General features: G+C 59.6%; 18 protein-coding genes, 1 tRNA gene and 4 pseudogenes. 8 read left to right on the forward strand and 15 right to left on the reverse strand.

Going from position 1 to position 25,315, the window contains the following annotated elements; translation table 11 throughout:
* Window positions 1-69: 69 nt before the first annotated feature.
* Window positions 70-3,843, reverse strand: coding sequence for a methionine synthase (gene metH, locus ATY79_RS08055; protein ID WP_088691909.1), 3,774 nt, complete (start codon window positions 3,841-3,843; stop codon window positions 70-72).
* Between the two features lie 173 nt (window positions 3,844-4,016).
* On the opposite strand from metH, the gene ATY79_RS08060 reads away from it, so the two are divergent.
* Together ATY79_RS08060 and ATY79_RS08065 are read left to right on the forward strand one after the other, a co-directional pair.
* Window positions 4,017-5,276: an AGE family epimerase/isomerase gene (locus ATY79_RS08060; protein WP_088703420.1), complete on the forward strand. Its 1,260-nt coding sequence runs from the start codon at window positions 4,017-4,019 to the stop codon at window positions 5,274-5,276.
* A gap of 158 nt (window positions 5,277-5,434) precedes the next feature.
* Window positions 5,435-6,688, forward strand: coding sequence for a D-arabinono-1,4-lactone oxidase (locus tag ATY79_RS08065; protein ID WP_088703421.1), 1,254 nt, complete (start codon window positions 5,435-5,437; stop codon window positions 6,686-6,688).
* Window positions 6,689-6,723: 35 nt separating this feature from the next.
* Here the strand turns inward: ATY79_RS08065 and ATY79_RS08070 are convergent, their stop codons facing one another.
* The 7 genes from ATY79_RS08070 to ATY79_RS08100 form a co-directional block, all read right to left on the reverse strand.
* Complete coding sequence (locus ATY79_RS08070; protein WP_088691906.1) at window positions 6,724-7,215, reverse strand: heme-degrading domain-containing protein; 492 nt, start codon at window positions 7,213-7,215, stop codon at window positions 6,724-6,726.
* Window positions 7,216-7,303: 88 nt separating this feature from the next.
* Entirely contained in the window at window positions 7,304-7,915 is a 612-nt protein-coding gene (locus tag ATY79_RS08075; RefSeq protein WP_088703422.1) for a flavin reductase family protein, read from the reverse strand.
* 3 nt (window positions 7,916-7,918) lie between these two features.
* Entirely contained in the window at window positions 7,919-8,659 is a 741-nt protein-coding gene (locus ATY79_RS08080) for an aspartate/glutamate racemase family protein (protein WP_088691904.1), read from the reverse strand.
* A 4-nt stretch (window positions 8,660-8,663) separates the two neighbouring features.
* Window positions 8,664-9,485 carry an ABC transporter permease gene (locus ATY79_RS08085; RefSeq protein ID WP_088691903.1) on the reverse strand — a complete coding sequence of 274 codons (822 nt, stop codon included), beginning with the start codon at window positions 9,483-9,485 and terminating at the stop codon, window positions 8,664-8,666.
* 1 nt (window position 9,486) lies between these two features.
* On the reverse strand, window positions 9,487-10,401 hold the full coding sequence (locus ATY79_RS08090) for an ABC transporter permease (protein WP_088703423.1): 915 nt from the start codon (window positions 10,399-10,401) through the stop codon (window positions 9,487-9,489).
* A gap of 187 nt (window positions 10,402-10,588) precedes the next feature.
* Window positions 10,589-11,887, reverse strand: a complete 1,299-nt coding sequence (locus ATY79_RS08095; protein WP_088691901.1) for a PotD/PotF family extracellular solute-binding protein — start codon at window positions 11,885-11,887, stop codon at window positions 10,589-10,591.
* Window positions 11,888-11,917: 30 nt separating this feature from the next.
* Complete coding sequence (locus ATY79_RS08100) at window positions 11,918-13,000, reverse strand: ABC transporter ATP-binding protein (RefSeq protein WP_088691900.1); 1,083 nt, start codon at window positions 12,998-13,000, stop codon at window positions 11,918-11,920.
* A 268-nt stretch (window positions 13,001-13,268) separates the two neighbouring features.
* Here ATY79_RS08100 and ATY79_RS08105 point away from each other — a divergent pair, with 268 nt between their 5' ends.
* A complete protein-coding gene (locus ATY79_RS08105; protein ID WP_088691898.1) occupies window positions 13,269-13,982 on the forward strand; it encodes a GntR family transcriptional regulator in 714 nt (237 codons plus the stop codon).
* 52 nt (window positions 13,983-14,034) lie between these two features.
* On the opposite strand, the gene ATY79_RS08110 is transcribed toward ATY79_RS08105, so the two are convergent.
* Together ATY79_RS08110 and ATY79_RS08115 are read right to left on the reverse strand one after the other, a co-directional pair.
* Entirely contained in the window at window positions 14,035-14,418 is a 384-nt protein-coding gene (locus tag ATY79_RS08110) for a hypothetical protein (RefSeq protein WP_088691897.1), read from the reverse strand.
* A 234-nt stretch (window positions 14,419-14,652) separates the two neighbouring features.
* On the reverse strand, window positions 14,653-15,396 hold the full coding sequence (locus ATY79_RS08115) for an SIMPL domain-containing protein (protein ID WP_088691896.1): 744 nt from the start codon (window positions 15,394-15,396) through the stop codon (window positions 14,653-14,655).
* Between the two features lie 155 nt (window positions 15,397-15,551).
* Here ATY79_RS08115 and ATY79_RS08120 point away from each other — a divergent pair.
* The 3 genes and pseudogenes from ATY79_RS08120 to ATY79_RS31335 all read left to right on the forward strand — a co-directional run.
* A tRNA-Ile gene (locus tag ATY79_RS08120) sits at window positions 15,552-15,627 on the forward strand.
* 438 nt (window positions 15,628-16,065) lie between these two features.
* Window positions 16,066-16,200: pseudogene (locus ATY79_RS08125) on the forward strand (winged helix-turn-helix domain-containing protein); the annotation flags it as partial.
* A gap of 28 nt (window positions 16,201-16,228) precedes the next feature.
* A pseudogene (locus tag ATY79_RS31335) lies at window positions 16,229-16,384 on the forward strand (ATP-binding protein); the annotation flags it as partial.
* Between the two features lie 488 nt (window positions 16,385-16,872).
* Here the strand turns inward: ATY79_RS31335 and ATY79_RS08135 are convergent.
* The 5 genes and pseudogenes from ATY79_RS08135 to ATY79_RS08155 form a co-directional block, all read right to left on the reverse strand.
* A complete protein-coding gene (locus tag ATY79_RS08135) occupies window positions 16,873-17,382 on the reverse strand; it encodes a hypothetical protein (protein ID WP_088703425.1) in 510 nt (169 codons plus the stop codon).
* Window positions 17,383-17,658: 276 nt separating this feature from the next.
* Window positions 17,659-17,856, reverse strand: a pseudogene (locus tag ATY79_RS08140) (LysR family transcriptional regulator); the annotation flags it as partial.
* A 615-nt stretch (window positions 17,857-18,471) separates the two neighbouring features.
* Window positions 18,472-18,924: pseudogene (locus ATY79_RS08145) on the reverse strand (hypothetical protein); the annotation flags it as partial.
* Between the two features lie 285 nt (window positions 18,925-19,209).
* Window positions 19,210-22,386 carry a multidrug efflux RND transporter permease subunit gene (locus ATY79_RS08150; protein ID WP_088691892.1) on the reverse strand — a complete coding sequence of 1,059 codons (3,177 nt, stop codon included), beginning with the start codon at window positions 22,384-22,386 and terminating at the stop codon, window positions 19,210-19,212.
* 34 nt (window positions 22,387-22,420) lie between these two features.
* Window positions 22,421-23,611: an efflux RND transporter periplasmic adaptor subunit gene (locus tag ATY79_RS08155; protein WP_088691891.1), complete on the reverse strand. Its 1,191-nt coding sequence runs from the start codon at window positions 23,609-23,611 to the stop codon at window positions 22,421-22,423.
* Between the two features lie 464 nt (window positions 23,612-24,075).
* Here ATY79_RS08155 and ATY79_RS08160 point away from each other — a divergent pair, with 464 nt between their 5' ends.
* Window positions 24,076-24,813 (forward strand): DUF2092 domain-containing protein, encoded by a 738-nt coding sequence (locus ATY79_RS08160; RefSeq protein ID WP_088703438.1) that lies wholly within the window; start codon window positions 24,076-24,078, stop codon window positions 24,811-24,813.
* The gene (locus tag ATY79_RS08165) at window positions 24,810-25,139 is read left to right on the forward strand and encodes a hypothetical protein (protein ID WP_088691890.1); all 330 of its coding nucleotides are present in this window, start codon (window positions 24,810-24,812) and stop codon (window positions 25,137-25,139) included. Before ATY79_RS08160 ends, ATY79_RS08165 begins: the two co-directional genes overlap by 4 nt.
* Window positions 25,140-25,315 lie beyond the last annotated feature (176 nt).

Consider the following 25,315-nt stretch of genomic DNA (forward strand, 5'->3'; position numbering starts at 1 on the left):
CAGCGCCTTGCGACGACAAGCTGAATCAATCTGTCCAGTCCTTGAATCGAATCCTGAAGACCCAGCCGATCAGGCCGCGTCCTCGATGTCCTCGTCGCGCTTGCGCGGCACGTAGTTCAGAACCGGCCCAAGCCAACGCTCGACCTCGGCAACGTCCATGCCCTTACGGTTCGCGTAATCCTCGACCTGATCCCGCTCCACCTTGGCGACGCCGAAGTAGTAGGAGTCGGGGTGGCCGATGTAGATGCCGGAAACGGAAGAACCCGGCCACATCGCGTAGCTTTCGGTGAGCTGCACCCCTGCCGCCTTCTCGGCATCGAGCAGGCCGAACAACGTCTTCTTCTCGGTATGGTCGGGCTGTGCCGGATAGCCCGGCGCCGGGCGAATACCGGCATATTCCTCGGTGATGAGCTGCTCGTTGCTGAGATGCTCGTCCTTGGCGTAGCCCCAGTATTCGCGACGCACCTGTTCGTGCATACGCTCGGCGAAAGCTTCCGCGAAGCGGTCGGCCAGCGCCTTCACGAGGATCGACGAGTAGTCGTCGTTGGCGCGTTCGAAGCGTTCCGCGATCGCAACCTCCTCGATACCGGCCGTAACCACGAAGCCGCCGACATAGTCCTGAACGCCGCTCTCGACAGGCGCAACGAAGTCCGACAGCGCAACGTTCGGCCGACCGTCACGCTTCGACAGCTGCTGGCGCAGCGTGAAGAAGGTGGCAAGCTCTTCCTTGCGGCTATCGTCCTTGAACAGACGGATATCGTCGCCGACAGCGTTCGCCGGCCAGAAGCCGATGACGGCACGCGGGTGGAACCACTTCTCGTCGATGATCCTCGTCAGCATCGCCTGCGCATCGGCCCAAAGCGCACGCGCTGCCTCGCCCTGCTTCTCGTCCTCGAGAATAGCCGGGAACCGGCCTCGCAACTCCCAGGTCTGGAAGAACGGCGTCCAGTCGATGTACTTGGCGATGTCAGCCAGATCGTAGCCGTCGAAGACCTTGGTGCCGAGGAAGCTCGGCTTGGTCGGCTTGTAGGCCGCCCAATCGACCTGCTGCGCGTTCTCGCGGGCGCGGGCGAGCGGCAGACGCACCTTCTCGGCCTCGCTGCGCGCATGCGCCGCCGCCACCTTCGCGTATTCGGCGCGGATGTCAGCCACATAGTCGTCGCGACCCTCAGGTGACAGCAGCGAAGAAACGACGCCGACCGCACGGCTGGCATCCGTCACATAGACAGTCTGCCCCTTGTTATAGCCCGGATGGATCTTGACGGCCGTGTGGACACGGCTGGTCGTGGCACCTCCGATCAGCAGCGGCAGATCCAGTCCCTGGCGCTCCATTTCAGCAGCCACGTGCACCATCTCGTCGAGCGACGGCGTGATCAGGCCGGAAAGACCGATGACGTCGACCTTCTCGGCAACGGCGGTCTCGAGGATCTTCGTTGCCGGCACCATGACCCCGAGATCGATGATCTCGTAATTGTTGCAGGCGAGCACGACGCCGACGATGTTCTTGCCGATGTCGTGGACGTCGCCCTTCACGGTCGCCATCAGGATCTTGCCGGCAGCCTTCCGATCATCGCCACCGTTCTGGCGCTTCTCTTCCTCCATGTAAGGAAGGAGTACGGCAACCGCCTGCTTCATCACGCGGGCGGACTTGACGACCTGCGGCAGGAACATCTTGCCGGAACCGAAGAGATCGCCGACCACGTTCATGCCGGCCATCAGCGGGCCTTCGATGACGTGCAGCGGCCGTTCTGCCTGCTGGCGGGCTTCCTCGGTGTCGGCCTCGATATATTCGGTGATGCCGTTGACGAGCGCGTGCTCCAGCCGCTTAGCGACTGGCCATTCACGCCAGGCAAGATCCTGCACCTTCGCTTCGCGGGTGCCGGCGCCACGGAAGCGTTCGGCCACCTCAAGCAGCCGCTCTGTCGCATCGGCGCGGCGGTTCAGCACCACGTCTTCGCAGGCTTCGCGCAGCTCCGGATCGATCTGGTCGTAGACGGCGAGCTGGCCGGCGTTGACGATGCCCATGTCCATGCCCGCCTGGATGGCGTGGTAGAGGAACACGGCATGCATCGCCTCGCGCACCGGCTCGTTGCCGCGGAACGAGAAGGACAGGTTCGAGACGCCGCCCGAGATATGCACGAGCGGCATAGTCTTGCGGATCGTCCGCGTCGCCTCGATGAAGTCGACGCCGTAATTGTTGTGCTCTTCGATGCCGGTCGCGACCGCGAAGACGTTCGGATCGAAGATGATGTCTTCAGGCGGGAAGCCTGCCTTTTCGGTCAGGAGCTTGTAGGCACGGGCGCAGATCTCGACCTTGCGCTCGTAGCTGTCCGCCTGCCCCGTCTCGTCGAAGGCCATGACGACAACAGCAGCACCATAAGCATGCAGCAGCTTCGCCTGCGCCAGGAAGTTCTCTTCGCCTTCCTTGAGCGAGATCGAGTTGACGATCGGCTTGCCCTGGACGCGTTTCAGGCCGGACTCGATAATCGAGAACTTCGAACTATCGATCATGACAGGCACGCGCGCGATATCGGGCTCGGCAGCGATCAGGTTCAGGAACTCGACCATCGCCTTTTCGGAATCGATCAGGCCCTCGTCCATGTTGATGTCGATGATCTGCGCGCCGTTTTCCACCTGGTCGCGCGCGACATCGAGCGCTGCCGTGTAGTCGGCATTGGTGATCAGCTTTCGGAACTTCGCGGAGCCCGTGACGTTGGTGCGCTCGCCGACGTTGACGAAGGGAATGTCCCTGGTCAGCTCGAAAGGCTCGAGGCCCGACAGCGACATAAAGGGGCGATGCTCGGGGATCGGACGCGGCTTGTGCTTGGCCACGACCTCAGCAATCGCCTTGATGTGCTCCGGCGTCGAGCCGCAGCAGCCGCCGACGATGTTGACGAGGCCCTCGCGGGCAAACTCGTCGATCTGCGCCGCCATCAGTTCCGGCGTCTCATCATACTGGCCGAATTCGTTGGGCAGGCCGGCATTCGGATAGGCGCAGATGAAGGTGTCAGCAACGCCCGATAGCTCCTGCAGGTGCGGACGCATGGCGTTGGCGCCAAGCGCGCAGTTCAGACCGATCGTGAACGGATTGGCATGACGCACCGAGTTCCAGAAGGCCGACGGCGTTTGGCCGGACAGCGTGCGGCCGGAAAGATCGGTGATCGTGCCCGAGATCATGACAGGCAGGCGGACGCCCTTGGCCTCGAAGCGCTCTTCGCAGGCAAAAATCGCTGCCTTGGCGTTCAGCGTGTCGAAGATCGTCTCGATCAGGATGATATCGGCGCCGCCATCGATCAGGCCGTCGATCTGCTCCGCATAGGCTGTACGCAGGTCATCGAAGGTGACGGCGCGGAAGCCGGGATTGTTGACGTCGGGAGAGATCGACGCCGTACGGTTCGTCGGGCCGATCGCGCCCGCGACGAAGCGACGACGGCCATCCTCGCGCTCGGCGCGGATTGCGGCACGACGCACGATCTCGGCGCCTTCCTTGTTGAGCGCGTAGACTTCGCCTTCCATCGCGTAGTCGGCCTGCGCGATGCGTGTCGACGAGAACGTATTGGTCTCGAGAATGTCGGCGCCGGCCTTGGCGTATTTGTAATGGATCTCTTCGATCGCATCCGGCTGCGTCAGGATCAGAAGGTCGTTGTTGCCTTTCTGGTGGCAGGCACAACCGATGAAGCGGTCACCACGGAAATGGCCTTCATCGAAGCCCAGCCCCTGGATCTGCGTGCCCATGGCGCCATCAAGAACGAGGATGCGTTCGCTGGCGGCTTTCTTAAGCGCAGCAAACACTTCACTACCGTCGCGCTTTGCCCCTTCGGAACCAAACAGAGTATCAAACACGGGCGGACTCCTTGACGTCGTTGCAGACCAGTTGACCAAATCACATAAAGATATCTTTATGTCAATATATGCCTATCATGTGGCGCCTTTGCGGCGCTTGACAGATGACAGACTCGGGCGGCCCCTATATAGGCGGTTGCGAAGGCTTTTGTGCACGAAATCGGAGGAGTATCATGGTAGCTGCAAGCGGCGACGCCGCGCTCGGAAACTGGACCACCCGCACCTACCACCGCAACTGGCTTCTTGCACAGGCAAACGGGCTCTTCGATTTCTTCCAGCACAATTCCATCAACCCAAAGGGCGGTTTCTTCGATCTCGACGACACCGGCAAGCCGCTCAATGCCGCAGGCCAGGTCCGCCCGATCCATATCGCGTCGCGTGCCGTTCACTGCTTCGCGATCGGCACCCTTCTCGGCCGCCCCGGCGCCGCCGACGTCGTGGATCACGGCATGCAGTACATCTGGAAGCATCACCGCGACACCAAGAACGGTGGCTACTTCTGGTCTCTTGACGACAACGGCCCCGTCGATTCAAACAAGCAGGGCTACGGCCACGCCTTTGTGCTGCTCGCAGCCTCCTCCGCAAAAACAGTCGGCCATCCGCTTGCCGACGGCATGCTTGCCGACATCACCGACGTCCTGAACACGAAGTTCTGGGAAGCCGCGCACGGCGCCATCGCCGAAGAGTTCACCGCCGACTGGCAGCCCCTCGACAGCGGCAACTATCGCGGCCAGAACTCCAACATGCACCTGACCGAAGCGCTGATGGCTGCCTTCGAGGCAACCGGCAACCGCGACTATCTCGCCAAGGCCGAAAGCATTGCCGACCTCGTCATTCGTCGTGCCGCCGGCTCCGTCGGCTGGCGCGTGGCCGAACACTTCAGCACCGATTGGGTCCTCGACAAGGATTACTATCATCCGAACGAAATGTTCCGCCCGGCAGGTACCACCCCCGGTCATTGGCTGGAATGGGCGCGTCTCCTTCTTCAGCTCTGGGTGCTTGGCAACAAGAAGCATGACTGGATGCCGGATGCAGCCAAGAGCCTGTTCTCGCAGTCGATCGCCCTCGGTTGGGACGATAATAAGGGCGGCTTCTTCTATACGCTCGACTGGCAAGACAGGCCCGCCAAACGTAACAAACTGTGGTGGCCTGCTTGCGAGGGCGCCGGTGCCGCGCACTTCCTCAACGAACACCTGCCGAGTGACTACCATGAGGAACACTACCGCAAGATCTGGAACGTCATCGAACGCTCCTTCATCGATCACAAGAATGGCGGCTGGCATGAGGAACTGACGGAAGACCTGGTGCCTGCCCATACGATCTTCCCTGGCAGGGGCGACATCTACCACGCCCTGCAGGCGTGCCTGATCCCCCTCTTCCCGGCGAACGGAAGCCTGACCAAGGTCATTTCCGAAGCGGGCGGCAAGATCTGATTTAAAGCGCGCCACCTCAATGGCGCGCGGCCATCATTTCCAGTGGTATCGCGTCGGCGCCGTGACTAGAACGGCGGATGCGACGCACCGGCATAAACGACGACTGGTCGTTGGAATGGCTGTGCGATAGAAAACAAATCGGTGCGAGGTTTTTGTCTATGACGCGGATTCCAACGACCAATTGGGCAGCAAGTTTTCACTATCGCTTTCGCGACTGCCTATACCCGTCTTCCGTGGACGCGGTTTGCGAAATCGTGGCGCGTTCGCCAAAGATAAAAGCGGTGGGCTCGGGCCATTCGTTCAACGCAATCGCCGATGGCGAAGTGGCCCTGTCGCTTGCCGAGCTACCGATCAACCCTGTGATCGAAGGCGATGGAACACAGGTTTCCGTTGGCGGTCATTGCACCTATGGAGAGCTTGCACTTTTCCTCCATCGGAATCATCTCGCCGTTCATAATCTAGCCTCGTTGCCACATATTTCGATTGCCGGAGCAATTGCCACGGCAACGCATGGATCAGGCAACCGAAATGGCAACCTGGCGACAGCGGTTTCCGGGCTTGAAATTGTTTCAGGCGACGGTCGCCTCATAAAGGTAGTACGCGGTGATGCCGATTTCCCGGGAATGGCAGTACATCTGGGCGTGCTTGGCATCGTCACGCGCGTAACGCTTGATGTCCAGCCGGAATTTCAGGTCGCGCAGTATGTTTACGAAGGATTGGCCTGGGACAAGCTGTTGGCCAACCTCGATGAGATCATGGCCGCGGGCTACAGTGTCAGTGTGTTCACGCAATGGGGTCAACAAGCCGGATCGATTTGGGTCAAGAGAACCGCATCGGCCGATGAGTGGCCCACCGCCATCCACGGCGCAGCGCGCGCGATGGTCAACAGGCATCCCATCAGCGGATTGGATGCGCAAAATTCCACGGAACAGTTGGGGCAGCCTGGCCGATGGTCCGACAGGCTCCCGCACTTCAAGATGGGGTTCACGCCCAGCAACGGCGAGGAGATCCAGTCCGAGTTCCACATTCCGCGAGAATACGGAGCAGCCGCTGTCGACACGTTGCTGGCAATCCGTGAGAGGTTTGCGCATTTGGTGCAAGTAGCGGAATTCCGGACAGTCGCCGCCGATGAACTGTGGCTCAGCCCTCAATATCACCGAGACACGCTCTCGATCCATTTTACCTGGGTTCGGAATCAGGAAGCAGTCAACGCGGCCGTGGAGCACATTGAGCAAGCGCTCTTGCCCTTCGCGGCCTTGCCGCATTGGGGCAAGGTCTTCACCGGGCGCCACATCGGCGCCAAATATGAAAAGCTTCCCGAGTTTGCGCGCCTTCGAGACAGGATGGATCCGGAACGGACGTTCTCTAACCCATGGTTGGAAAACGCCATATTCGGTTCAAGTGCAAACTAGGCGACTTCCGCAAACGAGGTTGCCTACCTCGACAATCAGGCCAGACGCAGCGCGTCGAGATCCTTCGCCAGCATCAGTGCCAGTGCCTCAACCGCAAGGTTGTGGTCGTCGCGTTGCGGCAGCCCCGAGACTGTGACCGCGCCGATGCAGCCAGTGCCCTTCACATTGATCGGGAAGCTGCCGCCGTGAGGTGCATAATCGGCATCAGCGAGGCCGTTGTCGGCGACAGTCTTGCCCTTCTGCTTGAGATCGAGACCGATCGCGTAGCTGCTCTTGAAATAACGCAGCACCAGATTGCGCTTGCGCCGCACCCACTGGACGTTGTCGGGCGTGACGCCCGGGAGCGCAGCATAGAAGACCGGCATCGAATGCAGCGTAATATCGATCGCAATTCCGAGGCCACGTTCGGTTCCAAGCTCCTGCAGGAGCTTGCCGAGTTGCCATGCGGTCGTGAGATCGAAGGTATCGAAACTCAATACCTTTTCCTGTTCCGCGATCCGCTTGAGGTCTTCTTCGGGCATGGTCACGTGGGCTTCCTCTCCTGCAAGGCTTTTTTCTGAACAAATGCAAGCGGAGGGGAAAAGTAAAGCGGAATCGTGGCGATGCCACGGACCTTTACAACTTGGGTGTCAGCATTTCGAAGCGGTCGCGGATCGTCGAACAGGTATCACCGCCGAGACGCGCAATGGCGTCAATCTCTGCAGGATCGACGCGTAGCCTTTCCGGGTCTACGACGCCGTCGCGATAGTGCGCATAGACGATTTCGCCCATGATGATCTGCCGGGACTTGCCGAGCTCCAGCGTGAGGTGACGCCTGCACTCGAAGGCTGCCGGCGCTTCCGCGATCCACGGCGAGGCGACTTTCTGGCCGGGGACTGCTGTCAGACCGGCCTCCCTCAGTTCATCGACGCCGCGAGGATATTTCGAGCCGCAGACATGCATCGCCTCCGCGATGGCAAAGGACACGATGTTGACCGTGAAGACCTCGGTCATACGGATGTTGTGACCAGTGTCCTTAAAGGACATATCGGGATTATTCTCGACACCAAGCGCTAGGATCGGCGGATCGGCCGAGAGGCAGTTGAAGAAACTGAAGGGTGCGGCGTTGGTCCGGCCGTGTTCGTCCACTGTCGTCACCAACGCGATCGGCCGCGGAATGATCGTGCCGATCATTAGCTTATAGCGTTCGCGCTCGGAGAGCGTCTCAAAATCGAAGGACACAGTCATGGATCAGCCTGTCGCCCGGATCGGCGCAAAGGCGCTCATCGCGCCTGTAAACGGCTTGGCCAGCGGCGATGCGTAGGAACCGCGTTTGCTGGTCGATAATCCGAGCGAGACCAACGTCTCCGCCTGCTTAACCGCTGCAGCCACCCCGTCGACCACTGGCACGCCGTAGATATCCTGTAGATCGCGAGCGAGATCGGTCATGCCGGCGCAGCCAAGCACGATTGCCTCCGCGCCATCCTCTGACAGCGCCCGTTCGATCTCGGCGCGCAGCTTGCCAATAGCGCCCGAGGCGGGATCTTCGAGCTGAAGGACCGGTATGTCAGAGGCGCGCACCTTGACGCGTCCGCCCATGCCATAGCGTCGGACAAGATTGTCGATCAGCACGCGTGAGCGCTCCAGCGTCGTCACGACGGTAAACCTCTGCGCCAGAAAGCCGGCAGTGGCGACCGCAGATTCGCAAAGTCCAAGCACCGGTACGTCGGCAAGGCTGCGTGCTGCATCGAGCCCCGTATCGTCGAAGCAGGCGATGATGGCTGCATCATATGCGCCAGCCCGCTCCCTGAGTTCACTCAGCAGCCCGGGGACTGCGAGTGCCCCGTCATAGTGTCCCTCGATCGACGCTGGCCCCATGCGCGAGGTCGCGGCGACGATGTCGGTGCCGGAGGCCGCGACAGCGCGAGCCGCAACGGCTGCCTTCTCGGTCATGGACACTGTCGTATTGGGATTGACCAGAAGAATGCGCATTGGATCAGCTTATCTTTGCCTGACGCCGGCGCAGCATGAGCATGATGCCGAGCGCAACGAGAATGATGGTGAAGGAAAACAGCGTCGTCACCGTGCCAAGCGCATAGAGCACCGGCGTCGTGACATTCGTGGTCATGCCGTAGATTTCGAGCGGCAGCGTATTGTAGCTGCCCGACGTCATGAGCGTGCGAGCGAACTCGTCGTAAGAGAGCGTGAAGCCGAACAGCCCGACGCCGATCAGGCTCGGTGCGATCATAGGCAGCACGACATGCCGGAAGGTCTGCCATGAAGTCGCCCCGAGATCGCGCGCCGCCTCTTCGTAGGCCGGCGAGAAGCGATTGAAGACGGCAAACATGATCAGCACGCCAAATGGCAGCGTCCATGTCAGATGCGCGCCGAAGGCAGAGGAGTACCAGGCGGGCTTCAGGCCGCTTTGCTGGAAAACCACGCCGATCCCGAGCGAAATGATGATCGATGGCACCACGAGACTTGCGACCGTCGCATAGAAAAGCACGGTCGATCCGCGGAACCGGCGGCGAAACGCGAGACCCGCAAGCAGCGAGACGACGACGGTGACGACCATCACCATCAGGCCGAGCGAGAACGAACGGCGGAAGGAGGCACCGAAATCGCCCACCGCCTGCTTCTCGAACAGATTGAAAAACCAATGCAGCGAGACGCCGTTCAGCGGGAATGTCAGGCCGCCATCCGGGCCCTGGAAGGACAGGATCAGGATTGCCGAGAGCGGCCCGTACAGGAACAGCACGAAGACGAGGAAGAAGGCTGCGAGCACATAGAATTCGAAGGTACGCTTCTCGTGGTTCATCTCACAGCTCCTTGCGGATATCGACGACGCGCAGGATCGCGGCAACCATCATCAAGACGACCGCAAGCAGGACGACCGCATTGGCAGCCGCTGCCGGATACTGCAAGAGCGACATCTGGTTCTTCATCATCAACGCGACCGAGGCGCTCTGGCCACCGGACATGACCTGAACCGTCGAGAAGTCTGCCATGACGAGAGTGACGACGAAGATCGTCCCGATCGCCATGCCGGGCTTTGCCAGCGGCAGTACGACATTCCAGAGGATCTGCCAGCCGCTGGCGCCGGCGTCGCGCGCCGCCTCGAACAGCGAGCGATCGATACGCATCAGCGTGTTGAAGATCGGCGTGACCATGAACAGCGTGTAGAGATGCACCATCGCAAGAACGACGGCAAAATCGGAGTAGAGAAGCCATTCGATCGGCTGCGGCACGATGCCTATCTGCACCAGCGCGGAATTGACCAGACCGTTGCGACCGAGCACCGGGATCCAGGAGATCATGCGGATGATGTTGGAGGTCATGAACGGCACGGTGCAGACCAGAAACAGGATCATCTGCGTGGTCGTCCGGCGGATGTGAAAGGCGAGGAAGTAGGCGACCCAGAAACCGATGACGAGCGTCAGCCCCCAGACGATCACCGTGAATTTCAGTGTGTTGAGATAGGTTTTCCAAGTGACCCATGAACCGAGCGTGTCGGTGTAGTTCATGGTCAGAAAGGCCGGGTAGAGTCCGGCGAAGTCATAATCCCAGAAACTGACGACAGCGATCATGGCGATCGGCAGGATGAAGAAGAAGCCGAGAATGAGGATCAGCGGCGTTGCCTGCAGATAGGAGGCTGCCCAAGCCGGCCATCCAATTCGTCGACGGCTTATCTGTTCCGATTGTTGGTCGGTCTGCGAAGACGCGATCGTCGCCATGTTCCGGTCTCTCCGTTGTCGATGCCCTCCCCCCAAAGGAACTGGGGAGAGGGCCTGGCAGAAGCAGTTTGCCTTAGAGCCGGATGATTTTAGGTCCAGCCGACCTAAAATCTGAATCCGCCTCTAAATCATAAAGTTAGAGCGGGATTTCAGCCGAAAACCACCTACACTTTTCGGCATCCCCGCTCTAGGCCGCGATGAACTCGTTCCAGCGGCGAACCATGTAGCGATCCTCGTCCATGACGGAGTTCCAGCAAGCCACATGGCCCATGCGCTCTTCGAACGAGCCGCCGTCGCGAACCGCACCCGCCTTCTCCATGACCTTGCCTTCCGGCGAGAGGATATCGCCCTGCGCCGGCTTGCCTTCGATCCAGTAGCCCCATTCGTCTGATGTCATGAAGTTCTTGGCCGTATCCATGCAGGCGGAGTAGTAGCCTTGGCGGTTGAGATAGCCGCCGACCCAGCCGGACGTGTACCAGTTGATGTACTCGTAAGCCGCGTCGAGCTGTGCGCCCTTGAGGTGCGAGGCAAGGCCGAGACCGCCGCCCCACGAGCGATAGCCTTCCTTGAGCGGCTGATACTTGCAGGCGATGCCCTTGGAGCGGACGGCGGCGACGGCCGGCGACCACATGGACTGGATGACGACTTCGCCTGATGCCATCAGGTTGACCGACTCGTCGAAGCTCTTCCAGAAGGCGCGGAACTGGCCGTCCTGCTTCGCCTTGATCAGGAACTCGATCGTCTTGTCGATCTCTGCCTTGGTCATGTTGCCCTTGTCGGCGTACTTGATGTTGCCAAGCGCTTCCATGATCATCGCGGCGTCCATGATGCCGATCGACGGGATGTTGAGGATCGAGGTCTTGCCCTTGAACTTCGGATCCATGATATCGGCCCAGGTGGTGATATCGCGGCCGACGAGATCGGGGCGTATGCCGAGTGTATCGGCATTGTAGATCGTCGGCATCATGGTGAAGAGTTCGGTCTCGCCCTTGGCGAAGGTCTTGGCATCCGCGCTCTCGACATAGCCGACCGTGTGCGGCGCCGTGCCCTGGGCGATGACGCTGTCCGGCTTCAGCTTGCCGTTCTTGAACAGCGGTACGACCTTGTCGTAGTACTTCAGCTTCTTGACATCCATCGGCTGGATGACACCGGTCGGATAGACTTTCTTCAGGATCCAGTATTCGATATCGGCGATGTCGTAGCTATCAGGCTGCGTCACGGCGCGTTGGGCCGCGGCGTCGGAATCGGTCGCCGTCATCTCGAGCGTGATGCCGAGGTCCTTCTTGCACTGCTCGGCAATGGCGTTGATGTTCGAAACACCCGTGCCGAACTGGCGAAGCGTGATGTTCGACTGCGCCCAGATGGTCGGGAAGCCGGTGATCAGGCCGGAGCCGGCGGCCGCACCGAGGGCAGCAGCCCCGGTCTTGAGCAGGCTGCGGCGAGAGATCCCCGCTGCCGTCTTGGTCGTCTTCTTTTCAGTTGTCATGTCAGTTCCCCTTCTTTTTGCTGGTGAGGTTCATGCATGGCCAAGGAGGACCGCGTCCTCCAGAGCCCAACTCAGAGACACCGCATCGCCGACCGATACGGGTTTGGCGAAGTAGTCGCCGTCACTCGCGATGACCGTGAAGTCGTCACTGCCCGCGCCGGCCACGGTGATCTTCACCGAGGCGCCGCGATATTCGATGTTGGAGACGACGCCGTTGAAACCGAGCGTCTTATCGCTTGCCGCATCGAGCCGGACCCGGTCGGTGCGAACGCCGATGTCGACAGCTTCGCCGGCCATCTTGGTGTTACCCCGCACCGAGAAGGTCTGCCCCTCCGGCACCTCGAGCGTCGTGACGCCGTCTTCCGAGGAAACAACGCGACCGGACAGGACGTTATGATCACCCATGAAGCGGGCGACGAACGCTGTAGCAGGTTCCTCGAACACCTTGCGCGGCGTCGCTGCCTGCTCGATCTTGCCGTCGTTCATGATGACGATGATATCGGCGAGCGCCATCGCCTCTTCCTGGCTGTGCGTGACGTGGACGAAAGTAATGCCGAGCGTCTTTTGCAGCTTCTTGAGCTCAGCACGCATGCGTATCTTCAGGAAGGGATCAAGCGCCGACAACGGCTCGTCGAGCAGCAGCGCTTCAGGATCGGTGATCAGCGCGCGCGCCAGCGCCACGCGCTGCTGCTGGCCGCCGGAAAGCTGCGCCGGTCGCCGCGTCGCATAGGCGTCCATCTGCATCAGCTTCAGCATCTCCAACGCCTTGGCGCGACGCTCTTCCTTCTCGACACCCTTCATCTTCAGGCTGAAGGCGACATTGTCGACGAGGTCAAGATGCGGAAACAGCGCGTAAGACTGGAACATCATCGCCGTGCCGCGCCTGGCCGGCGGAAAGTCGGTGACAACAGTGTTGCCGAGCCGAATGTCACCTGAGGAAATGCTCTCGTGCCCGGCAATCATGCGCAGCGTCGACGTCTTGCCGCAGCCGGAAGGCCCGAGAAAGCAGCAGTAGGAACCGGCCGGTATCTTCAGGCTGATGGCGTGGACCGCCGTGGTGGCGCCATACATCTTCGAAACGGATACGATATCGATCTCTGCGGCTTTAGACATTGGTCTTCCTCTGTTTGAGAAAGACAATGCATCTGCCATGCCAGTTTCTATTGCCGCGCATCAAGCGGCGCCAAATCAAAGGCTTGCCGCCAAGATTGCGCCAGATATGAAAAATGAGGCGACATACGAATATGCACACAAAATAGGCTATCGTCTGCAATTCGTGCAGAATATCGTATACAATTTAGCCCAAACTTTGCGCACAAATTCCGTTTAACTTTTGCGCGAAACGCAGATATCATTTCCCGGTCAAAAGGTATCCGAGTTCATGAAATCCACCGCAACGGCCCTGCAAATCGCAGAGGATTCAGCCGAGACAGGCGCACAACAGATCCGCGACGCGATCCGCGACGCGATCGTGGAGCGGCGCCTTTCGCCGGGAACGAAATTATCGGAGAGCGATGTCGGCAATCTGTTCAATGTCAGCCGTACGCTCGCTCGCGCCGCCTTGCAGGCTCTCTCCTACGAGGGGCTGGTCAGCGTCGAAAAGAATCGCGGCGCGTTCGTCGCCTACCCCTCGCCCGAGGAAGCGCGCCAGATCTTTGCCGCGCGCCGTCTCGTCGAGCCCGGAATCTTGCGCGAGGCGGCAGCCAAGATTACGCCTTCGCAGATCCAGCACCTGAAGCAATTGCTGCTCGAAGAAGGCCGGTTGATGGGCGAGCGCGGCCAGACGGCGCGGCGCGCCGAGATCAAGGCATCAGGCGACTTTCACCTGACGCTTGCCGGCATATCCGGAAACGCCATCATGCAGCGCTTCATGGATGAACTGGTTGCCCGCTCGTCGCTGGTGATTGCTCTTTACGGCCAATCGACCATATCGAGTTGCGGTCATTCCGAGCATGGCGACATCGTCGCCGCAATCGAGCGTAACGATCTTGACGAGGCGTGCAGGCTGATGCTGCACCACATTGCCCACATCGAGGCCGATCTCGACCTGCGCGAACACAAGAGCGTCGGCCTCAAGGAAGCCTTCGAACTATAGCAAATTTTCACCTGGGAGCGGGATTGCGGCCATAGGACCGCAATCCAGGAAGTCAATTGCCGGAGCGACGCTCGGCTGTCTGTTCTGCAACGGCGACAATATCAGCCGTGCCATTTGCAAGCAGGCGCTTGCGCACGAGGACGCCCATGACACGGGCGGCAGTCGAGAAACTCATTTGGTCGAGCGGTCCTTCGCCTTCCCAGGGTTTGGTAAGCCGTTCGGTCACGGCTCCGACGATGTTCATCGGAACGATATCGTCGCATAGACGCATCGCTTCGAAGACCTGACTGATGGGTACAACGCGTCCTTCGAAGGTGACGATCGGTTCTGTGAGTTCCGTATCCCACTCTTCAAAGGCATAGAGGGCTTCTCGGAAGAGTTCCTGAAGGGTGAACGGGGCGTGTCCATTGTGAAGCGGCGGCAAGGCATTCGTCATGTCTGTCTCCTCTTTAGGGCTAGTGCCATTCCTCCTCTTCGGCCGGCAGCGACGTGGGAAACAGAACTCAGGGTTCCCTGCGGGCCGAAAACACGATCGATGTTATAGTGTAATATATGCGTGATAAAGCCTTTTATTGCCCGAAGGTTCCCCGGCGTTCGACAAAAACAAACAGGCCATTGATATTGCAGCGAATATCAATGGCCATTGGTCACGGATCAAACCCGTTGACGATCACTGAGCGATCGAAAATGTCACGTTGACCGTAACATTGTAGCTGGTTTCACCGCCCTGAACCGGCACGGCTGAGTCTGCCGCCTCCTTCATCATGGCAGCCCGTAAGACCGGTACCGGCTGCGCACGCGGCGACGTCTCGCTGATCTCGATCACGCGCCCGAGTTTGACATCGGCAGCCCCGGCCAGAGTCCTTGCCCTCTCGATGGCGTTGGCGACGGCTTTCTTTCGCGCCTCTTCCATCACCTTCTCCGGCTTGTCATTCGTGAACTGAATGTCTCCACCCTGGTTGACGCCGAGCGTGACAGCTTCGTCGAGGATGGCGCCGAGCCTGGACAAGTCGCGGACGCGCACGCTCAGCGAATTGCTGACCTGGTAAGCGATCAATTCCGGCGGCTTAGGCTGGCCATCGTTGGACTGCGGGTAGTTAAATTGCGGCTGCACCGCAAAACCTGAGGTCTGCAGATCCCGCTCCGCGATGCCTGCCTTTTTCAGCGCAGCAAGGACATCGCTCATTGCCTTGTTATTTTCATCGAGCGCCTCGCGCGCGGTCGTTGCCTGCTTCACGACGGAAAGGTTGAGCACCGCCATGTCGGGCGCGACACTCGCCTGCCCTTCGCCGCTGACGGAAATCACAGCCTCACGCGGCTGCGAATCGGCGGCCAGCGCCGGCAGCGCCATAGCAGCGGCAGTCGGAAAACCGAGCAGAAGGCTGAAGACGATTGTTCTGGTGTTCGGCAGCACGATGTTTCACTCCCTGATTGTGAAGTCTTAAGTGTCGTCTTGCCGATTGATTGTGAAGCTATTGCGGCAGTCCCTTGTGAGCGCTGGAGAATTGCGTTAGAGCGGAACCCGTTCCGGGGAACCATTGCGCCGGACACGGCAGCCAAACCGCTGCAGGGCCTGTAGCTCAATGGTTAGAGCCGGCGGCTCATAACCGCTTGGTTGGGGGTTCGAGTCCCTCCGGGCCCACCATAGACCATAAGTCTATGATTTTGAACGGAAATTTTTAGAAGAAAATTTCGTCGTACATGGCGAAATACACTGCTTTGTACACATGCGAGCCAGAACGAGAGGCTTGAGATGTATTTATGGAAACGCGAAAACGGATTCACGTTCCAGCAAAGAATTCCCGCTAGCGTCGAATCAAAATTCGGAAAATCGCTGATCCGCGTGAATCTCGGGCCTCTTTCCGCTGCTGATGCAAGGAAAAGGGCAATAATTCTGTCGGGTGCGGCCATTCAGTTGATGGACGATCCCGATATCACACGAGAAACCCTTGTTCACAGCCTTCGAGTGATTGCACCGGTAAAGATATGGCCGCGACCCGCATCACAACAGAGCTGCCAAAGCGAAGTTCATGACCAAGTCGCAAATACGTTGGAGGTCAGGTGACAGAGGCCGGTCGCCTATGTCGCCGATCGTACGATCGACAGTCACGTTCGCAATATCCGCGCCAAGTTTGCAGCAGTTGGCTGCCACGGCATCATCGCGACGGTTCATGGGATCGGCTTCAAGCTTGCTACAATCATCGAAGCGAACAACTGATGTCCAGCCTTGTTATCAAGCAGTCACGATTACAGTTAAGGACAATGGCGTAGGTATTCCAATCGGGAACCGGGATCTTATCTTTACGCCGTTTTTCTCCACTCGCCGTGAGCAAGGTGGTACTGGCATCGGCCTCGATATCGTCCGCTCCATGCTGGCGGCCCACGGAGGCACTATCCAGCTGGCCGATCCTCAAGGCGAAGGTGCAGTATTCGACATCGCCGTCCCAAGCGGATCGCGAGGCGTTGTAGCCGACCGTCAGCGAAACGGAACCGAGGCCCGACTTCTGAAGACCGGCCCAGTCGGCGAGGCCCCGCATGTTTTTCAGGGCGTCGGTATTGACGCCGGTTAGCGCGTTGTAGGTCTGGTAGCCGGCAAGTGCTGCCGGCGCCAGCGCGTAATTGCCGTTGGCGCCGCCGAGATCACTGGCGGCGGAAGCTATTCCCTGTCCGGCGCTAGCCAACCCGGAGGACACGTTGAGGCAGACGCCGGCGAAGAGCAGATTGACGTCACGGTCAGCGAGAACAGCCGGTCGCAGCAATGATAGATCATCGGAAGCGACCGCATGTTCAATGCGGCTTTCCTTTAAAGCGTGTTGTCTGTGCCTCGGTTCGGTCGATCGTCAGCTTTGGGTAATCGGGCGTCATGGTCGGTCAGGACCGTCACCCGTCGTCACGGCTTGGTTGGGCAGCCCTTTGCCAGACGAGATACCTGGTCTCGCGCCCCCGTGAGTTCAAAGCCGGTGCTATATTTCACATCGGCCTCGACGGCGTACATGGTCGCGAAATCAGCGCCAGATGTGAGGGCGGCAAGCAACTTCGGATGCTTTGAGAGAACAGTCGTTCGCCGATCGGGACTGTTCCCGTCGAGGCGGATTGTCTCTTTGTACCTGCCAATCTCGAAGCGCGCCGATCGCAGGCCCATGTCGCCAACCGTGGCATCGCCAATCTCGAAAACGAGACCGCTCTTGGCGTCGCAACGCACCATGTAACAAGCCTCATTGTCGGTCGCATCAACGGCAGAGCATGTTCCGACCGCTCCAGCATGCGAACCGGTAAGCTTGACCCATGGAGCGGGCGGCTCGACTTCCTGTGCGAGCGCAGACAATGCCGCAAGGCTCACGCCACCCCACCACATTGCCACACCAACCACGCCTGCGACTGACGGTCTGTTAAACTTCATCCTATCCTCGTTTTTCTACGACGTTGCGAGCCCAATAACGTCTCGCCGTGGACCCGGTTGTCAAGGTCGATTGACGGGAGACGCAGACCAGCAGGCGGATGGCGCCTATGATCGCCTCACTCGCTCTGGGAGCTGGTCGACCGATCGCGACAGGATCGACTTGCCTTAGTAATATTTCTCTTCTGCCGAGACGTTCATCTTGTTGGGGCTACTGAGGACTGACGGTCCGGTGCGATAGGCAAGCCGAAGCCCATCAACGACCGCCCTTTCCCCCAGTCACTTTCCCGGTCGCACCAGCGATCGTGCGATATCGACGATGTCGTCGGGCGAGGGAGTCGGGTCCTCCCTATTCCAGACAACCCCGAGCCCGATCCGAAAGTCGATCCCCCGCACCGCCTTCAGCTCGAAGGCGCGGTTCGGAAGATCTGCCGTGCATTCCGGGACAAAGCCGATGCCAAGCCCGGCCGAGATAAGCGGAGTCCAGATCCTAGAGGCCGCGTCTTTGCACGACACAAAGTCGCTCCACTATCTTTCGCCCTGAACGGAACGACCCACCGACCCCTCACGCTTCCAGCCATTCAGGCGTATAAAGCACTGAAAACACGAAGTTTGAGGCGTAAGGCGTTTATGGAACCTCACGGCTGGACCTGACCCATGCCGCTTATCAAGGAAGCCGAGAATGCAATGACGCCCTGGTCGCTGCGTCGGGTGCTGCCATGGACGGGGAGAGCCGAGAGGTCAGCCTACCCGTTGGTGATCCTCTCGAGCCCTCTCAGAGGACCCCGAAAGGTGCCCCTGCGTGTCCTTTTTTTGGCGGAAGGACAAGGCCAACTTAGGCAGAGGGTGCGCGCTTGAAAAGTTGGACCAAGGTCTGACCGTGAGGAGGGAGGCTGCAGGAGGGTTTGTCCGCGACATCCCAAAGCCTCCCTCATCCTTCGGGGCAGAAGGACAAGGTGCAGTTAGCGCATGCGGAGAGATTGTGTAGTTGGACCAAGGTCTGACGAGTTCACAACCATTTTGCGAATCGAGACCGATACGTCCCGGCACCCAATCACCCAGCGTACCGAAGACCATGAAAGCAAAAGAAAATCACAATCCGTGAGCTAGGACCTTTTGGCAGGCCGGGGACAACCGCGCCATATTCTCTCTAAGGCAGGCGATGCCGCGTCCGCCCCCAAGCGGAACGGCGCGGCAGTAGGATCGGAAGTCCGGCCCGCAGGCCTCGCGAGCAATGACCATCTCCTCCCGCGGCGAAAGCTGCGGTGCGGCCGTTGCTGCGGGCGCGGCAGCTTTAGGTGTGCCAGCATCCGGCGTTGCTGGCGCGTTCGACGCCCCTGAAGACGATTTCGGAGCGGCGGCGCTGCCGCTTCCGCCGAGCGCGCTGATTGCCTGCTTGCATCCCGACGACAGCGACGCTTCATGCTGCTGCAGGCAGGCAAGCGCCTCCTTGCCACCCGGCGTGACACCGGAGCAATCGGATATGAAATCGGTACGGCAAGCGGATTTTATTGCGTTGCGCTGCGCGTCGGTCGGCTGTTGTGCCAAGGCGCTCGCGAACAAGGCGACGACGCCGATCACGGACAAGCCAAGTCTCATTTTCCACATGCCATGTTTCAGGGATGCGATTTCCAGTGATGACGAGAAATTCTCCATAGTTCCTCTCCTGCGGAAATCACAGTGTCGACCATGTCGGCATCGTGAGGCTGCTCCTAACCCTCTCCTTCCGAGGGCGCTTCCTTGCTTTATCCACGGGGGGCGATCAAGCGCGACGCGCCTGTGCGCTTCCCGAGCCGAGGATAGCAATTCTCAATGCGGTATCATTTCCGTTCAGCGGTCTGTCGCCGCATCGCTTGACGTCTGCGCGCCCGGAATCGGCAGCGCACGGCGCTTCCGATATTCCTCGAAATGCTGCAGGATCACGTAGAAGGACGGCACCAGCAAAACCGCCAGGCACGTCGATGCGATCATGCCGCTGAAGACGGAAATACCGATCGATCGGCGGGCGTTGGCGCCAGCCCCCGTCGCCAGCACCAACGGCAACACGCCGAGGATGAAGGCGAACGAGGTCATCAGGATCGGGCGGAAACGCAGTCGCGCCGCAAGCACGGCGGCAGTTGCAATCTCCATGCCCTGCATGCGTTTTTCGCGTGCATATTCAACGATCAGGATGGCGTTCTTGGAGGAAAGCGCGATGAGCAGAATGAGACCGATCTGCGTGTAGAGATTGTTTGCGACCCCGAGCGCCGTCAGTGCGCCGACCGTCCCGAGCAGAGCAAGGGGAACGGCGAGAATAACGGCGAACGGCAATATCCAGCTTTCGTACTGTCCGGCCAAAACGAAATAGACCAGAAGAATGGCAAGACCAAAGACGTAGTAGATCTGCCCACCGACCGCCCTTTCCTGATAGGACAGCGCTGTCCACTCGAAGCCGGCGCCGGGCGGCAGTGTCTGATCGGCGATCTGCTCCATGACATCAAGCGCCTGCCCCGAGCTGAAGCCGGTGGCGGGGCCGCCGACGATCGTGGCGGTTGGATAGAGATTGTAGAGGCTGATCAGCGACGGACCTGGCGAGCTTTTAACGTCAATCACCGTACCAAGCGGGACCATGCTGCCATCGCCAGCCTTGACCTTTAGATTACGGATATCATCCGGCCGCACGCGAAAATCCGGAGTCGCTTGCACATAGACCTGGAAGGTCCGGCCGAACTTATTGAACTGGGTGACATAACTCGAACCGACATAACCTGAGAGAGCCGAGAACACCTGCCCAACCGTGACGCCGAGCGTTTCGGCCTTGATGCGGTCGACCGACACCTCAAGCTGCGGAGCGTCCGCGCGGAACGACGTCTGCAGCCGCTGAAGCGAGGATTGCGAATTTCCGTGCTCGACGATCGTATCGGCCAGCGTCTGTAACAGCGAGAAATCGAAGCTGCCGTCCTTGAGCAGCACCTGCATGGTAAAGCCGCTGGCATTGCCGATACCCTGGATCGCCGGTGGGACCACGACCAGAGTATTGGCCTGCATGACACTTTCCAGAGCACCGTTCAAATGCTTGTATATCGACAGCAGGTCCTGGCCTTTTTCCTTTCCGCGCACGTCCCAGTCCTTGAGAATGACATAGGCGACACCGGCATTCGGCAGGCTTGCGCTGTTGTCGAGGACCGAAATGCCGCTGATCGTCAGAACCTGGTCGACGCCCGGCGTCTGCTCCGCGATCGCGCTGACTTGCTGCATCACGGCATCGGTACGCTCCTTGGACGCACCATCAGGCAACTGCGCACTGATCAGCACGTAGCCTTGATCCTCGATCGGGAGGAAGGCCGTCGGAAGCCGGGTCAGCCCCCAAAAGGCGACGCCGATCAGCGCCAAGCCAACAAGCACTGCGACCACGCTGTTGCGCACGAGGCCGCCAACGAGCCTGGAGTAGCCGTTCTCGGCCGCATCATAGACTCGGTTGAAGCCGCGATAGAAGAAGTTGCGCTTTTCCGGCGGCACGGGCGGTCGCAGCCAAAGAGCACATTGCGTCGGCTTCAGCGTGATGGCGTTGATCGCGCTGATCAGCGCAGTCGCGGCGATGACAAGCGCAAATTGCCGGTAGAGCTGTCCTGTCAAGCCCGGCAGGAAGGCGGCCGGAATGAAGACGGCCATGAGAACCAGCGTAATACCGATGACGGGGCCGAGGAGCTCGTCCATCGCCTTCTCTGCCGCCTGTCTGCCGGGCATCCCCTCCTCAACGTGACGCGCAACCCCCTCGACGATGACGATCGCGTCATCAACGACGATGCCGATCGCAAGCACGATCGCAAACAGCGTCGACAGATTGACGGTGAAACCGAGGGCCGCCATCGCAGCAAATGCCCCGATAATCGTCACCGGAACGGTTGTCGCCGGCACGAGCATGGCCCGCCAATTCTGCAGGAAGAGCAGGATCACGATCAGGACCAGAACGCCGGCCTCGATCAGCGTCACGTAGACTTCGCGGATCGACGCCTTGACGAATTTCGTCGTATCAAACGGCATGCTGTATTCGAGGCCAGGCGGAAAGCTCTTCGAAAGCTCCGCCATCTTTGCCCTGACGGTTTCGGCCACCGCGATGGCATTCGCCTCCGGCAACTGGAAAATGCCGACACCGGTCGCCGGTCGCCGGTTCTGCAGGAAGGACTGGCTATAGGTCTGCGCCCCGAGCTCGACACGACCGATGTCGCGGACACGCGTGATCCTGCCGCCACCTGTGGAATCGACCTTGACGATGATGTCTTCGAAGTCAGGGGCGTCGTTCAGCCGGCCGCTGACGTTGAGCGTGTACTGGAAGTCCTGCCCGCTTGGCACCGGCGGCAATCCTACCTGCCCTGCGGTGACCTCCTGGCTCTGTTGCTGCACCGTATTGATGATGTCCTGCGGCGTCAGCCCCCGGGCTTGCAGGAGATCCGGGTCCATCCAGATCCGCATGGCATACTGGCCGGCGCCGAAGACGCTAACATTGCCGACGCCGGGAAGCCGTGCGAGTTCGTTCTGCAGGTTGATGACGGCATAGTTCGACAGGAACAGGCTGTCGTAACGGCTATCCGGCGAAGTCAGGCTGACGAAACCGAGGATAGATGTTGACTTCTTCTGTGTCGTCACGCCCTGCACCTGCACTGCCTGCGGCAGCGATGGCATCGCTATCGCAACGCGGTTCTGGACAAGGACCTGCGCCTGGTCGGGGTCCGTCCCGATGGCAAAGGTGACGGTCAGCGAATATGTGCCGTCGCTGGCGCTGGTTGACTGCATGTAGAGCATGTTTTCGACGCCGTTGACCTGCAGTTCTATCGGCAAGGCAACGGTATCGACGAGGGTCTTGGCGCTCGCGCCCGGATAGCGCGTCGTCACCTGTACGGTGGGCGGAACCACATTGGGATATTGAGCGACAGGCAATTGAAACAGCGCCACCGCGCCAATCAGGACGATGACCAGGGCAAGAACATTGGAGAGCACCGGCCGCTCGATGAAGAAGCGCGAGATCATCTGCTTCGCCTCCTGTATCGGGCCGGGTCTCGGTTCATGGGACTTTCGATCCGCTCGGATCCCCTGTTGCAGAGGCGGCGTCTATCGTGCCTTTCTCAGGCGTAACCTTCATATCGGGCACGGCCCGTTGGATCCCGGCCATGACGACCCAATCCCCTGCGTCGAGACCCGACTCGATGACCCGCATCGAGCCATTGCGCTGGCCTATCTTGACGAGCTTCTGTTCAATCACGTCGTCCTTCCCGAGCACCAGCACATAGCTGCCCTGTTGGTTGGTGCCAATCGCATCATCGCGGACGAGAAGCGCCTCGTCCTTGTGGGCAACCGGAACACGAACGCGGACGAAAAGGCCCGGCAGGAGTGCGTGGTCCTTGTTGTCGATAATACCCCGAACCGAAAGCGTGCCCGTCGAAGCATCGATCTGCGGCGCCACGTAGTCGAGGTGACCCTTGTGCGGATACCCCTCCTCATCGCCGAGCCCGATTTCCACCGGTATGCTCGGGAGGTCAGCCTGAGTCAGCTTACGCCCTGCCTTTGCGAGGCTCTGCTTGATCATCAGCACCTGCGCTTCACTGACGTTGAAATAGACATAGAGTGGGTCGGTCTGAACGATCGTGGCAAGCTTTGTCGGGCCGGACACGCCGACCAAGGCTCCGACATCAACGAGGTGGTCGGTCACCGTGCCGTCGAAGGGCGCCACCACCTCGGTATATCCGAGGTTGATGTTTGCGAGATCGAGGCTTGCCTGCGCGTTCAAAATGGCGGCGTTTGCTTCGTCAAGCGTCGCCTTGGCGCTGTCGACGGCCGTCTGCGTCGTTACTTCCTGCTTCATGAGATTAAGCTGCCGGTCGTATTCCTGCTTCGCCCCGACTTGCGACGCCTGCTGCGAGGCTAGTTGCGCCTGCGCCTGGTCGACCTGTGCCTTATAGGTGTCCCGCTGGATGCTGAAGAGCCGGTCGCCCTTCTTCATCGGCGTACCGTCCTTGTAGTCTATTGATTCCAGAAAGCCCTGCACGCGGGCTTCGATGTCGACAGCGTTGATCGCGTCAGTATTGCCCGTCAGCTCAAAATATTCAACCACCGGCTGCCGTAGCGGTTGCGCCACATTTACCTTTGGTGGCGGCGGCGGCACATACGCATTGCTGCCGCTGTCGCACGCCGATAAAGCGGCGACCACAGTCAAAATACCGATAAGATGCAGCCCTCGATACGAACTATCGCGCATTTTTCTGCCCCGATGCATGCACGAGCTTCGGATTTCATGCGTGCCCCTGGCGCATCCCACCACTCCATATGCCGGGGCAAAGTGTAGTATCAGACAATATTTCCGCATTTCCGCGAAAGGCAATAGTAGCGCAGGCGATAAATAGTTGGCGATACGGACCGAAATGTGTGACAAAAGATGAACTTGCAGTTACATTTCGGCCGCAAGAAAAAGAAACGTACAGTAGCCGCACCCCTGTCCAGAATCGGATCGCGGGGCTGAGCCGTTCGTTTTCCGCGTCCCAGCAAGCAGGCCTTCCAAAGGAGTAGCTTTGTCTACGGCTTTCTGACGATGGCAATGCCGCCGGCAACCTCAAGCTACGCTGTATTCACGGCGCACCCAATCTACCATTGTTAAAAAAAGAGGGCGTGACATGTCGAAATTCACAATGCCGGCCCCATTCAGCACTCCTTGCCGCGTACGCGATCACCGCCGGATTGATCTCCCCAACCTGCGCATGGGCGGACGATTCGAAAGAACTCCTGAAGGCGATGTCGGACTATCTGGCGGCGCAGAAGACCTTCTCCTTCGACTATGTCTCGTCGGTGGAGGCGGTGACGCCAGTCTTTGAAAAGCTACAATTCGTCAGCTCCGGCACCGCCACCGTCAGCCGACCAGACAAGATCCGGCTAACGCGGATCGGCGGCTTTGCCGACCTGGATGTGGGCTTCGACGGGACGAAACTGACGGTACATGGCAAGAATCTCGACGCGTACGCCCAGATCGATGCCAAAGGGACCCTAGATGAGCTTTTTGATCGACTACAAAACGCCGGCGCGGAAATCCCCGGCTCCGATCTCCTGCTTTCGAACAGCTTCGATGCGCTGATGGACGGAGTTACGGAAGCCAAGCATATCTCAAGCGCCGTCGTCGACGGTGTGGAATGCGAATATCTGACCTTCCGCAAGAACGACGTCGATTGGCAGATCTGGATCGAGGCCGGTTCGAAGCCAATACCGATACGCTACATCGTGACCAGCAAACATGTGGTGCAGGCACCACAATACATGCTTGAGGTCCGAAACTTCCGCACTGGCGAAGATGCGAAGCTGGCAAACTTCGCGATCAAAATTCCCGGAGACGCCAAGAAGGTTGACCTCAGTGAACTCGGTCAGATCGATGAACTACCAGCGCCAACAGAGCCGATGGGAGACGCACAATGAAAACTGTCGTACGGATTTTCGCCTTTGCGCTCGTAGTTGCGTTTACCTCCCTTGACGTCAACATGGAGGGAAGCGACCTGACCACCTTGACCGTCAGGGCGTCGACCCCCGCCGAGGCCGAAATTGGACGCCCCCTGACGCCGCTCTCCTATGCTGGCGCCGCCCGTCGAACGACACGCCGCGTTGTACGGAGGACAAATGTCTATGTCAGCACCCTTCCAGCTGGCTGCGTTTATGGAGCTTACCACGGGGGGTATTACTACCGCTGCGGATCACTCTATTATGCAAAGAGCGGCGCTACCTACGTTCAAGTGGTTATCGAATAACAGGCTCGGCCTGCTTTCTGGCAGCCGTCGGTGGAGCCGCCAAAAGGTTACCATCGCTTAAATCGGAACCTACCGACGGGAACGGCGTTTCCCGCTCACTGTGGACGAGAGAGCGACCTATAAACAGCAACTTGACGAAAAACCGGCGGCTGCGCCGGGCGAACTGCCGGTTGCCG

This window comes from Rhizobium sp. R693, from assembly GCF_002211315.1.
Taxonomy (GTDB): Bacteria; Pseudomonadota; Alphaproteobacteria; order Rhizobiales; family Rhizobiaceae; genus Rhizobium.

Coding starts and splice junctions, on each gene's coding strand:
- ATY79_RS08060 (WP_088703420.1), top strand. CDS start 4,017: ATGGTAGCTGCAAGCGGCGACGCCGCGCTCGGAAACTGGACCACCCGC.
- ATY79_RS08065 (WP_088703421.1), top strand. CDS start 5,435: ATGACGCGGATTCCAACGACCAATTGGGCAGCAAGTTTTCACTATCGC.
- ATY79_RS08075 (WP_088703422.1), bottom strand. CDS start 7,915: ATGACTGTGTCCTTCGATTTTGAGACGCTCTCCGAGCGCGAACGCTAT.
- ATY79_RS08080 (WP_088691904.1), bottom strand. CDS start 8,659: ATGCGCATTCTTCTGGTCAATCCCAATACGACAGTGTCCATGACCGAG.
- ATY79_RS08085 (WP_088691903.1), bottom strand. CDS start 9,485: ATGAACCACGAGAAGCGTACCTTCGAATTCTATGTGCTCGCAGCCTTC.
- ATY79_RS08090 (WP_088703423.1), bottom strand. CDS start 10,401: ATGGCGACGATCGCGTCTTCGCAGACCGACCAACAATCGGAACAGATA.
- ATY79_RS08095 (WP_088691901.1), bottom strand. CDS start 11,887: ATGACAACTGAAAAGAAGACGACCAAGACGGCAGCGGGGATCTCTCGC.
- ATY79_RS08100 (WP_088691900.1), bottom strand. CDS start 13,000: ATGTCTAAAGCCGCAGAGATCGATATCGTATCCGTTTCGAAGATGTAT.
- ATY79_RS08105 (WP_088691898.1), top strand. CDS start 13,269: ATGAAATCCACCGCAACGGCCCTGCAAATCGCAGAGGATTCAGCCGAG.
- ATY79_RS08110 (WP_088691897.1), bottom strand. CDS start 14,418: ATGACGAATGCCTTGCCGCCGCTTCACAATGGACACGCCCCGTTCACC.
- ATY79_RS08135 (WP_088703425.1), bottom strand. CDS start 17,382: ATGAAGTTTAACAGACCGTCAGTCGCAGGCGTGGTTGGTGTGGCAATG.
- ATY79_RS08150 (WP_088691892.1), bottom strand. CDS start 22,386: ATGATCTCGCGCTTCTTCATCGAGCGGCCGGTGCTCTCCAATGTTCTT.
- ATY79_RS08155 (WP_088691891.1), bottom strand. CDS start 23,611: ATGCGCGATAGTTCGTATCGAGGGCTGCATCTTATCGGTATTTTGACT.
- ATY79_RS08165 (WP_088691890.1), top strand. CDS start 24,810: ATGAAAACTGTCGTACGGATTTTCGCCTTTGCGCTCGTAGTTGCGTTT.